The 9,573-nt window shown below is 66.1% G+C and carries 13 protein-coding genes and 1 riboswitch; of the genes, 10 read left to right on the top strand and 3 right to left on the bottom strand.

Translation table 11 applies throughout. The features are described 5' to 3' along the window. Window positions 1-138, bottom strand: a riboswitch (cobalamin riboswitch). This riboswitch is flagged as partial in the annotation. Window positions 139-394: 256 nt separating this feature from the next. The 9 genes from GPA21_RS16960 to GPA21_RS16920 all read left to right on the top strand — a co-directional run bounded on the left by GPA21_RS16960 (window position 395) and on the right by GPA21_RS16920 (window position 6,815). Then, window positions 395-703, top strand: coding sequence for a hypothetical protein (locus tag GPA21_RS16960; protein ID WP_168989296.1), 309 nt, complete (start codon window positions 395-397; stop codon window positions 701-703). A gap of 67 nt (window positions 704-770) precedes the next feature. Then, window positions 771-980 (top strand): hypothetical protein, encoded by a 210-nt coding sequence (locus tag GPA21_RS16955; RefSeq protein WP_168989293.1) that lies wholly within the window; start codon window positions 771-773, stop codon window positions 978-980. Window positions 981-1,014: 34 nt separating this feature from the next. Then, window positions 1,015-1,668, top strand: a complete 654-nt coding sequence (locus tag GPA21_RS16950) for a DUF2325 domain-containing protein (RefSeq protein WP_168989292.1) — start codon at window positions 1,015-1,017, stop codon at window positions 1,666-1,668. 45 nt (window positions 1,669-1,713) lie between these two features. Next, window positions 1,714-1,989 (top strand): hypothetical protein, encoded by a 276-nt coding sequence (locus GPA21_RS16945; RefSeq protein ID WP_168989291.1) that lies wholly within the window; start codon window positions 1,714-1,716, stop codon window positions 1,987-1,989. Window positions 1,990-2,141: 152 nt separating this feature from the next. Then, complete coding sequence (locus GPA21_RS16940; protein ID WP_168989290.1) at window positions 2,142-2,573, top strand: TIGR03757 family integrating conjugative element protein; 432 nt, start codon at window positions 2,142-2,144, stop codon at window positions 2,571-2,573. Next, the gene (locus GPA21_RS16935; protein WP_339379796.1) at window positions 2,570-3,520 is read left to right on the top strand and encodes a TIGR03756 family integrating conjugative element protein; all 951 of its coding nucleotides are present in this window, start codon (window positions 2,570-2,572) and stop codon (window positions 3,518-3,520) included. The genes GPA21_RS16940 and GPA21_RS16935 overlap by 4 nt, the downstream gene beginning before the upstream one ends. Before the next feature lie 10 nt (window positions 3,521-3,530). Next, on the top strand, window positions 3,531-4,937 hold the full coding sequence (locus GPA21_RS16930; RefSeq protein ID WP_168989289.1) for an integrating conjugative element protein: 1,407 nt from the start codon (window positions 3,531-3,533) through the stop codon (window positions 4,935-4,937). Beyond that, entirely contained in the window at window positions 4,934-5,284 is a 351-nt protein-coding gene (locus GPA21_RS16925) for a hypothetical protein (RefSeq protein WP_168989288.1), read from the top strand. Before GPA21_RS16930 ends, GPA21_RS16925 begins: the two co-directional genes overlap by 4 nt. Before the next feature lie 13 nt (window positions 5,285-5,297). Continuing rightward, complete coding sequence (locus GPA21_RS16920) at window positions 5,298-6,815, top strand: conjugal transfer protein TraG N-terminal domain-containing protein (RefSeq protein WP_168989287.1); 1,518 nt, start codon at window positions 5,298-5,300, stop codon at window positions 6,813-6,815. Between the two features lie 14 nt (window positions 6,816-6,829). Here GPA21_RS16920 and GPA21_RS16915 read toward each other — a convergent pair whose 3' ends face one another. From GPA21_RS16915 to GPA21_RS16905, 3 genes are read right to left on the bottom strand one after another with little or no spacing between them, the layout of a single operon-like run. Continuing rightward, window positions 6,830-7,198 (bottom strand): DUF3742 family protein, encoded by a 369-nt coding sequence (locus GPA21_RS16915; RefSeq protein ID WP_043742208.1) that lies wholly within the window; start codon window positions 7,196-7,198, stop codon window positions 6,830-6,832. Between the two features lie 29 nt (window positions 7,199-7,227). Further along, a complete protein-coding gene (locus tag GPA21_RS16910; RefSeq protein WP_043742210.1) occupies window positions 7,228-7,686 on the bottom strand; it encodes a type II toxin-antitoxin system YhaV family toxin in 459 nt (152 codons plus the stop codon). Continuing rightward, a complete protein-coding gene (locus GPA21_RS16905) occupies window positions 7,686-8,108 on the bottom strand; it encodes a type II toxin-antitoxin system PrlF family antitoxin (RefSeq protein ID WP_425483705.1) in 423 nt (140 codons plus the stop codon). Before GPA21_RS16905 ends, GPA21_RS16910 begins: the two co-directional genes overlap by 1 nt. Window positions 8,109-8,361: 253 nt before the next feature. Between GPA21_RS16905 and mobH the strand changes: the two genes are divergently transcribed. Further along, window positions 8,362-9,573, top strand: a 1,212-nt coding sequence (mobH, locus tag GPA21_RS16900) for a MobH family relaxase (protein ID WP_246262031.1), incomplete at its 3' end; no start/stop codon positions are given.

Raw genomic sequence — 9,573 nt, 5'->3', positions numbered from 1 at the left:
CGGACAGCAGCCAGTGGCACGGGTGACGAAGCGCTCGTCGATCACAGTTGCGGGGGCAGCTCCGGTTTTGAGGTCATCGACCCGGTACCGGATTCCCTTTCAATCCCCGGAAGGGGAACCATCAACGGGGTGAAGTCTAGCTTCGGCGTGATGCCGTCGTCAAGCCAAAATCACTATATGTAGTTGATCACGCATGTAACACACCAATATGTAGTGCCGCGACGTGCATTCCCTCTCAAGAGTGGCAGACGAGTCACGTGCAGCGAATACGGTCAGAACATCTGCTTTCTGCAGCACACGAATTTCTTATTGCGAACGTTTCTCATTCGCGATAATCTGTTCGCCATGGTTGCGGTGCAGGCACCACGACCAACCCAGACCCAGGAGCCCGATGATGGAATTCGACACCGAGGAGCGCCAGACCCCTTGCCCGCTGGGGCTCATCGCTGCCACCGTCGCGCTGATGACGCGCTACGCCGACCCCACCCCCGGGCAGACCGCCTCGGGTCCGTGTGACGTGCATCCGCTCCTGGCGAAGAAGATCGCGTCCAACCTCCTGTTCCTGCAGCACCACCCGGAGCTCCCCGTGCAGTTCGGGCAGGTCATGGCGCAGGCCCGTGCCCAGTGGTGCGACATGGTCGAGCGCGGCGCGGGCAACGCGCCGCTGCCGATGGCACACGCCTGCCCGTCGATGCGCCACTGAGCGCGCGCGCTGCTCGACTGGAACCTTACCGAGCGCGCCATCCAACCCGATACGAGGAGTGTTCGTCATGCAAGCCGATCTCCAACCCACGCAACAGGATCTGATGAGCGCCGTGATCGGCCATCTGGGCCGACTGGCACAAACCGGGTGCCCTCGCGCGAGCCATCGTGCCCGCCTGCTGATCGACCATCTCGGCGAAGGCGACACCGACCAGGACGGAACATCGACCATGCTGCGCCAGTTGCTCGAACATCTCGAACCGCGCCCCCGTCGATGACGGACACGCCCGAGGGACCGGATGGAGGCTTGACATGAACGAACAGGCATTCGACCAACTCGCCGGCGAGCACCGCGTGCTCATCGCGACCCACGGCAGGGCCCAGGCGCGCTGCAGCGACCTCCTCACCCGCCAGGCCGGCGAGATCCAGGCGCAGCAGGCCGAAATCATGCGCCTGCGGGCGGAAGTGATCCGCCGCGACACGCAGATCGCGCTGCTTCGTGACGAACGTGCCGAGCTCGAGCGGACCCTTCCCGGCCTGCCGACCCGCCTCACGCTCGCAAAGAAGGTCCGCGTGTTGATGGAACGCATCCAGGACCTGATGCGCGAGCGGCATGCATGCCAAGCTCGACCCGAGGAGGATCGGCCGCTCCGTCTCGAGCAGGCCACGATGCTGAGCCGCCTCGACGACCGCTCGGTCCTGTGCCTCGGCCGGGACGCATCCGCGGCGCGCTTCATGATGCGGCTGGTCGAGATGGCTGGCGGACGTTTCACCCATGATCCGGCCGACGACGCGGAAGACCTCGCACGCATCGAGCACAGCATGCGCGCGGCCGACCTGGTGATCTGCCAGGCCGGCTGCATCAGCCAGAACGCCTACTGGCGCGTGCGCGACCATTGCCGGCGCACCGGCAAGCACTGCCTTCTCGTGGAGCGCCCGAGGGCGATGCCCGAGGTTCAGCGCTGACGCCGACAGACTTCCATGCCTTTCCCACTCAACCAGGAGACAACCATGACTGCTGAAACCAAACCCACCTCACTGGTGCGCGACCGCCTGTTTCGAACGGGCCTGTGGTCGACAGCCCTGGCCTTCGTGGCCTGCCTCACCACGCATGTCGTCACCCTGTTCGGCATCGTCGGCGCGGTGGCCTGGCTATCCACCGTCGAACATGCGCTGATCGTGGCCGTGGTGGGTTTCGCTGCCTTGACCGTATATGCGGCCTTTCGTCATCGGCGTTGCGCTCGGAGTGCGGGGTGCGCGCACGAACCGGGTTCGGAGCGTGCATAGATTGGCGCTGAGCACAGCCGTCCAAGTCTCGCTGAATGTGCTGAACGACGGAGGCGAATCAAACCGGGAAAGTCCCGTTTCTCATTTCCTGTCGCAGTCCTGAACCCTATGCGTTGCACTACCCGCCTCATGAACTCCTGGGGCGCCATGCAATGCAACACCGTCCTTTCGTTGCCTCCATACGACTGCCTCTGCTCGCATCTCTCGCCGCCGCGACGATCCTTGACGCAGGCGTCGCGGCCGCGGAAACCTGGGTCATCACCGACCAGTCGCATCCAACCGTCGGAGATGCGGACCGGCATATCCTGCTCGATGCCCCCACACGACTCGAGATCGAACTGGCCTCCGGACTGCCTGCCGCCCCTGGACAGGCGACGGCTGTCGTCCAGCGCCGCCTGAAGCAAGGCGGTACCGACCTGCAGCGCAGGATCGCTGCGGCCTACCAGGGCGTCACCGACGCCTGGAGCCTGGGTATCATCAAGGTCCCTGCCGTCGTGGTGGATCGCCGCTACGTGGTCTACGGCGAGGCCAACGTGGAACGCGCCGTCGCCCGCATCGAGCAGCACAAGCGGGAGCAGCCGTGAAGCCCCGGCTGCACACTGCGTCCCGGCGCCTGCGCCTCGCCATCGCCTCGGTGCTGCTGGCCAACTCCGCGTCGTCCTTCGCCCTGAACACCGCGACTATCGTCGCTTCCGCCTTGTCCCCGGACTGCCTCGAATACCGCGTCACCGGCATCTGCTACTGGCTCTACTGCACCTTGACCGGGTGCACGGTACGGACCTCGGTCAAGGTGCGCCACTACGTCCCGGATGCCGTCGTCTCGAGCTACTCCAACACCGGCGAGAACCCCTGGATCGAAGTACGCGCGATGAGCCTGCCCAATCCCACCGCCCAGGCCGGCGGCGACGGCACCACCAACGAGGCCCACGAGAACAACCTGGCGAAGTTCAAGAACGCGGACGTGATCGGCCACCCGGGTGGCCATGTGTTCGGCCAGTTCGCCAGCGCATTCGGCTACAACTGCGCGGGGGCCGGCACGGCCTTCATGCCCTACCTGCTGAGCACGCTCGACACGGTGGCGTGGCGCTACAACGTCCCCGAGTCGCTGTACCCGGAGGCCCTGATCCCCGGCCTGCGCGAGATCGGCACGCGCACCGCGATGAACCTGTGGGGCAACGTCTATCCGCGCGGCGGCTTCCTGCACCAGGTGGACGACCACAAGGCCGCGGCCGTGGTCGCGCAGCGCGCGGGCGACATCGTGACCCGGCGCAACCAGATCCACGTCTACCGGCCGCTGCTCGCCAGCCCGCGGACCGGTTACTGGCCGGCTGGCGCGCTGATGGAAACCGATCCCTCGACGGGCAAGTGGCAGGAGCTGACGCCGACCCTCTCGAACACCTGTGCGGTGTTCCCGCACGGAAACACGCGCGCGCAGGCCCGGCAAGGCGACTACGCCTGGGCGCTGTGGCGGCCCTATAGCTGCTGCCGGCGCCGGGGGCAGGTCTTCCTCGGCAGTGTGGATTTCATGTGAGGTGTCTCCAATGAAAGCCCCCCTACCCCGCCTCGCCCAGCAGGCCAGGCCCCACATCCTGGCCGTCGCGCTCGTCTGCGCGGCAACGATCGCGGCGGCTGGCGTCGCCTGGGCACAGACCCTCAGCGGCGCGCAGCACCAGGGCAGCGTCATCGGCGACGACGTGCTCTACAGCATCGGCGGTGGCCGTGCGGTGTCGATGGGCGGTGCGGCTAACATGCACTCAATCGGCGTCGGCGTGGGCTGGAACAGCAACCTGATCTGCGGCGACATGAGCATCACGACCACGCTGCAGAACCAGTTGAACGGCATCACCAACGGCTTCCAGGCCATCATGTCCTCGGTGATCCAGAACGCCACCGCGGCCGTGGCGTCGCTGCCGGCGCTGATCATCCAGCGTGCCGATCCGGGGCTCTACAACCTGCTGACCAACGGCGTGCTGCAGGCACGGCTCGATTTCGACCGCAGCAAGCTGACCTGCCGCGCCATCGCCAACCGCATGGCCGACATGGCCGGCGGCCAGCTCGGCTGGGACCAGCTCGCCGAAGGCATGGCGCTGAAGCAGTCCGTCGCCAGCACCGACGCCGTGTCGGCGATCGACGAGGCCGAGGCGAACCGAGGCAACAACGGCGTGCCCTGGGTGGGCGGCGACAATGCCGGCGGCGCCGGCCAGCCCCCGGTGCGCGTGGTCGGCGACGTCACCCGAGCCGGGTACAACCTGATCAACGGCCGCAGCGTCACCGACACCAGCTCGATCGCGCCGTCCAGTTGCAGTGGCAACCTGGCCTGCCAGACCTGGAGCTCGCCCGATGCCGCTGCGGCCTGGGCGGTGCGCGTGCTGGGTGAACAGGAGCAGCGCACCTGCGATGCCTGCACCAAGACCGTGACCACGCCGGGCGTGGGCCTGACCCCGCTGATCCAGGAGGAGTACGAGAGCAAGCTGGAGGTCCTGCAGGAGCTGGTGGCCGGCAGCCGCCCCACCGGCTTCGACAACCTGCAGGCCGCCGGCAGCGCGTCGCTGCCGATCACGCGCGGCGTGATCGAGGCGCTGCGCGACGAGCCCGACCAGGACCTCCTGGCGCGGCGCCTGGCCTCGGAGGTGGCGCTCGCCAGCGTGCTGGAGAAGGCCCTGCTGCTGCAGCGCACGCTGCTCACCGGCCGCAAGGAGCCCAACGTGGCCGCCAACGAACTGGCCCAGAAGGCGGTCACCCACGAGAGCGACATCCTCGACCGCGAGATCCACAACCTCAAGACGGAGCTGGAACTGCGCCGCGAGCTGGCGAACAACTCGCCGATGTCGATCATCCAGCGCCACGGCACGCGCGCCGCCGGTTCGCGTGGCGTCTATGAAGGCGACCCGGTGCGCAACCGGCTCGACGAGCTGCAGCGGCCGCCGTCCGGCGGGAGCAACCCTTGAGCGCGGGATGGTGGCGCCTGCGCTGGCTGTTCAACCGGCGCGTGGGCCTGACGCTGCTGTGGACGGCGCTGCTGCTGATCGCGGCCGTTGCCGTCAATGTGGTCGGCATCCAGATCGCCGGCGGCATCGAGGGCTGGCAGCGCTGGATGGACGCACACACCGGAGCCTCCCTGGCCTGGCGGCTGCTGCTCTATGCCGGCACCGTGTGGTGCTGGCTGTGGATGCGCCGGCGCCTGCGCGCACGGGAACCCGAAAGAGCCGCCGCCCAGCGGCTGCTGCGCGTGGAGATCGCGGCCATTGTCGCCGTGTTCGCGCTGGAAGCGAGCCTGCTCACGCAGGTGGGGTGACCCGGGGTTTGTCATGACGCTCATCACGACCGATTACCTTGAGTACTACCTGACGCTGGTCTCGTGGATCGTCCACAACGGTATCTGGGCGGTGCTGGTCGCCAGCGGCGTGTTCGCCATCCCGTTCCTCGCCATCGTGATCCAGGAGTGGCTGAGGGCCCGCGCGGAAGGCGCGGACGAAGGCAACAAGGGCGTCCTGTCGTCGGCCCGCATCGAGAACCGCGTGTTCGTCGCCATCGTGGTCATCATGTTCGCCGGCATTCCGTTCATCGACGTCGATTTCAACACGATCCGCTACGACCGCTCGCGCTCGGCGCAGTGCCAGGTGAATGTGCCCGAGCCGACCGACACGGGCTGGTCTCAGTCCTTCAGCACGATCAACAACCAGTCGGCCAAGGTACCGGTGTGGTGGTTCGCGATGCACGCGCTCTCGCGCGCGATCACCGGCGCCTCGGTGGCGGCGATCCCGTGCGGCACGGACCTGCGGCAGATCCGCATGGACATCGACGCCACCCGTATCGACGACCCGGTGCTGGCCCAGGAGGTGAGTGATTTCACCCGCGATTGCTACGGGCCGGCGCGTGCCAGGCTGTTCATGACCCGGCCCAACCTGAGCGAGGAGCAGATGCACGACGTGACCTGGATCGGCTCGAACTACTTCGTCGGCACCCCGGGTTTCTACGACAGCTACCGCTCCAGGACGCCGCGCGATGCCTGGCCATACGACGCCACCCGCGATGCCGGGCTGGCGCAGGTGCCCAGCGGAGGTGGCTATCCGACCTGCCTGCAATGGTGGTCTGATGGCGGCCAGGGGCTGCGCGCGCGGCTGCTCGCCCAGGTCGATCCCGGCCTGCTGACGCGACTGGCGGGCTGGGCTGGCTTCCTGAGCCAAGCCGAGGTGGGCGACTCCGTGATCCGCGCGATCGCATCGCCGCGCCAGCAGAAGCTCAACCGGGGCGCAATCTATTCGGACTACGGCGGGCAGGTCGACATGACCCTGTCAAACGTCGTCACTCGCGCCGCCGGCGACGTCGGCCTGACCATGGGGTCCCTGGGCTATTTCCCGGCGATGGACGTGGTTCGCCAGGCCCTGCCCATGGTGCTGGCCCTGCTCAAGATGGCGGTGGTGATCTGCATCCCACTGGTGCTGCTGATCGGCACCTACGACCTCAAGACGGTGGTCACCGTGAGCGTGGTGCAGTTTGCGCTGTTCTTCGTGGACTTCTGGTTCCAACTCGCGCGCTGGATCGACTCGACGATCCTCGACGCGCTCTATGGCTCGGGCTTCGGCTGGAACCGGCCGCACGCCAACTTCGATCCGCTGATCGGGCTCAACAACGCCTTTGGGGACATGCTGCTCAACTTCGTGATGGCTGCGATGTTCATTGTGCTGCCTGGGTTCTGGATTGGTGCCCTTACATGGGCTGGAATCCGCGCAGGAACCATCGCAAACAGCTTCTCGGAAGTCACCAAAGGAGCAAGCAACGCCGGCGGAAAAGGCGCTGGAGCAGTCTCGAGCAAACTGAAGTAGGGAGGCCCTGGGCCTTAATCCTCCTCGTACATCTCGTGCGATGTGTCGTTGTAGAGGTTCGGGTCATACCCAGGTTTCTTCCTGAGTGTCTCCAGCGTCGTGAACGAATGCTCGTCCTCGCGATCTGTGGAGGTTTGCCCAGCCGTCCAAGCGGCAGCTACGACAAACACCAGCAGCAGCGCGATCCAGAACGCGGCGTACAGCAGTGCTCCAAGCACGGCCAGCTTGACGATCCACAGCAGCGCCGTGGCGCTACCTGCTGGCATGCCTCGCGCAATCAGCCAACCGGACACACCTCGTTCTTGACGCATGAACCCACGCCACAACCCGCCCAGCCAGCGGCCGAGGCGCTCTGCATTACCTGGACGGGTTTTCGTGGTCATGGGCCTCACCTGCTACATGCGTGATCCAGTTATTCCGTTTTGCTCCAATCCTGCTGGCTGGCTGCCATCAACGCGTTCCAATCGTCGGGCGGATTGCCCCGCCCCAGCATCTTCTCGAAGACCGCATACGGATCGGACTTGCTGCCCGCCGACCGCAGGGTCTGCTCGTCGTTGACCCAGGCGTAGACGATCACCTTCGCCTTGGAGTCATAGCGGAAGAACAGGCGGAACCGCCGTCCGATCTTCGCACGTCGCCAATGCCGGTACGCAGGTCCCAGGGTGTTGCCCTGACGGAACTCGTCGCGTGCCGGATCGCTCGGCACACCGTCCATGATCAACTGGCTCAGCGCGCGGAACAACTTGACGTTGGCGTTGCCTGCGAACCCCCGTGGGTCATTCCGCTCCGCCCGCTGCGCCGCCGCGTGCAGTTTGCGCAACTGCTCGACCACACCCTCGTGGAACAGCAGCGTCCAGCCGTGACACTCCATCAGAGCGCCACTTCCCCATCGATCTCTTCATCGAGGTTCACGGCGTGGCCGGCATTCGCCAACATCGCGCGGGCGAGATCGTCCGGCAAGGACTGCAGGTGCCTTCCGGCGCGGATGTCGGCTTCCAGCAGCCCCAGGAATGCACCGATCGCCGGATCTTCGTGTTCGAACTCGGCGCGCGTGACGACGACTTCGCCGCCGCGCAGCTCGAATGCCACCTTGCCGCCGGTATCGACGCCCAGCGCCTGCCGGATCGACTTGGGTAGGGTGATCTGTCCCTTTGACGTAAGTGTGGCGAGTTCGTGGATGCTGGACATGGCCAAGCTCCTGCTCTCAGTAGCGACACCTTCAATGTAAGGATAATTCCTTACCACGTCAACCGGCGCACGTCCGGACATATCCTGTTTCAGCGCGTCGAGCATGATGTCGGGCCTGCAGTGAGAAAGATCTCATCGTAGGCGCGGCACAGCCAGCCTTCCGCCCTCAATCCGGAAAGGGCCAACACCGCATTGGCTGTAGTTGGACGAGCGTGGCTGTCATATACCCAAACGGTTCCGGTAGGGGTGGAAAGGCTGGGAAGGGGCAATGGAAGGGGAGCAAGGGGAAAGGCCCTACCCGAAAAGGCCAAAAGGCCAAAAGGCCCGCCTCCCTGCCATGACCTCAGGGATCGTCATCATGCTCACGCTGTTCCGGCGCCAGAAGGCGCCGCCATCGGCTGGCACATCGCCATCCGGCCCTGCCGATGCGTCCAAAGGGCTGACGCGGCCGCAGTCGGCGGCGGCACTGCTGGCCACGCCGCGGCGCCAGAAACTGCTGGAGCACATCTGGCAGCGCACCTCGCTCTCCCGGCGACAGTTCGCCACGCTCTACCTCGCTCCGCTGGAACGCTACGCCGAACTGGTCCAGCAGTTCCCCGCCTCGGAAGCGCATCACCACGCCTATCCGGGCGGCATGCTGGATCACGGCCTGGAGATCGTCGCCTACGCGCTCAAGCTGCGGCAGTCCCACCTGCTGCCTGCCGGCACGACACCGGAGGCCCAGGCCGCCCAGGCGGAAGCCTGGACCGCAGGCACCGCCTACGCGGCTCTTCTGCACGACATCGGCAAGATTGCCGTGGATCTGCATGTGGAGTACGCAGACGGCACGACCTGGCACCCCTGGCACGGCCCGTTGCAGCGGCCGTACCGCTTCCGCTACCTCAAGGAGCGGGAGTACCGGTTGCATGGCGCCGCGACCGGGCTGCTCTACGCCCGGGTGCTCGACCCGAACATCTTCGATTGGCTCAGCCTCTATCCCGATCTGTGGTCCGCGCTGCTGTACGTGCTGGCCGGCCAGTACGAACACGCCGGCACACTCGGCGAACTGGTCGTACAGGCCGACCAGGCATCGGTCGCCCATGAACTCGGCGGCGACCCTGCGAAGGCGATGACCGCCCCGAAGCATGCACTGCAGCGCAAGCTCCTCGACGGCCTGCGCTTCCTCCTGCGCGAGGAGTTCAAGTTGAACCAGCTCCAGGCGTCGGACGGCTGGCTCACCCAGGATGCCTTGTGGCTGGTCAGCAAGACCGTCTCCGACAAGCTGCGCGCCCACCTGCTGTCGCAGGGCATCGACGGCATCCCGTCGAACAACACGGCGGTGTTCAACGTGCTGCAGGATCACGGCATCGCGCAGCCGACCGCGGACGGCAAGGCCATCTGGAAGGCCACCGTCACAAGCGACGCTGGGTGGTCGCACAGCTTCACGTTTCTCAAACTGTCGCCGGCACTGATCTGGGATGCCGGCGAGCGGCCGGCGCCGTTTGCGGGAACGGTGCGCATCGAACAAGGCGGCCTCGGGCGATGCCTCGCCTTGTTCGATGCGCACCTGTCTCTTATACACCTCTCCGAG

It is taken from the genome of Azoarcus taiwanensis (genome assembly GCF_012910885.1).
In the GTDB taxonomy this organism is placed as follows: domain Bacteria; phylum Pseudomonadota; class Gammaproteobacteria; order Burkholderiales; family Rhodocyclaceae; genus Azoarcus_F; species Azoarcus_F taiwanensis.
Note: the sequence above shows the minus strand (reverse complement) of the source record. Positions and strands in the feature narration are given on the sequence as shown.

Coding starts and splice junctions, on each gene's coding strand:
- GPA21_RS16960 (WP_168989296.1), top strand. CDS start 395: ATGGAATTCGACACCGAGGAGCGCCAGACCCCTTGCCCGCTGGGGCTC.
- GPA21_RS16940 (WP_168989290.1), top strand. CDS start 2,142: ATGCAACACCGTCCTTTCGTTGCCTCCATACGACTGCCTCTGCTCGCA.
- GPA21_RS16950 (WP_168989292.1), top strand. CDS start 1,015: ATGAACGAACAGGCATTCGACCAACTCGCCGGCGAGCACCGCGTGCTC.
- GPA21_RS16920 (WP_168989287.1), top strand. CDS start 5,298: ATGACGCTCATCACGACCGATTACCTTGAGTACTACCTGACGCTGGTC.
- GPA21_RS16955 (WP_168989293.1), top strand. CDS start 771: ATGCAAGCCGATCTCCAACCCACGCAACAGGATCTGATGAGCGCCGTG.
- GPA21_RS16915 (WP_043742208.1), bottom strand. CDS start 7,198: ATGACCACGAAAACCCGTCCAGGTAATGCAGAGCGCCTCGGCCGCTGG.
- GPA21_RS16910 (WP_043742210.1), bottom strand. CDS start 7,686: ATGGAGTGTCACGGCTGGACGCTGCTGTTCCACGAGGGTGTGGTCGAG.
- GPA21_RS16905 (WP_425483705.1), bottom strand. CDS start 8,108: ATGCTCGACGCGCTGAAACAGGATATGTCCGGACGTGCGCCGGTTGAC.
- GPA21_RS16930 (WP_168989289.1), top strand. CDS start 3,531: ATGAAAGCCCCCCTACCCCGCCTCGCCCAGCAGGCCAGGCCCCACATC.
- GPA21_RS16945 (WP_168989291.1), top strand. CDS start 1,714: ATGACTGCTGAAACCAAACCCACCTCACTGGTGCGCGACCGCCTGTTT.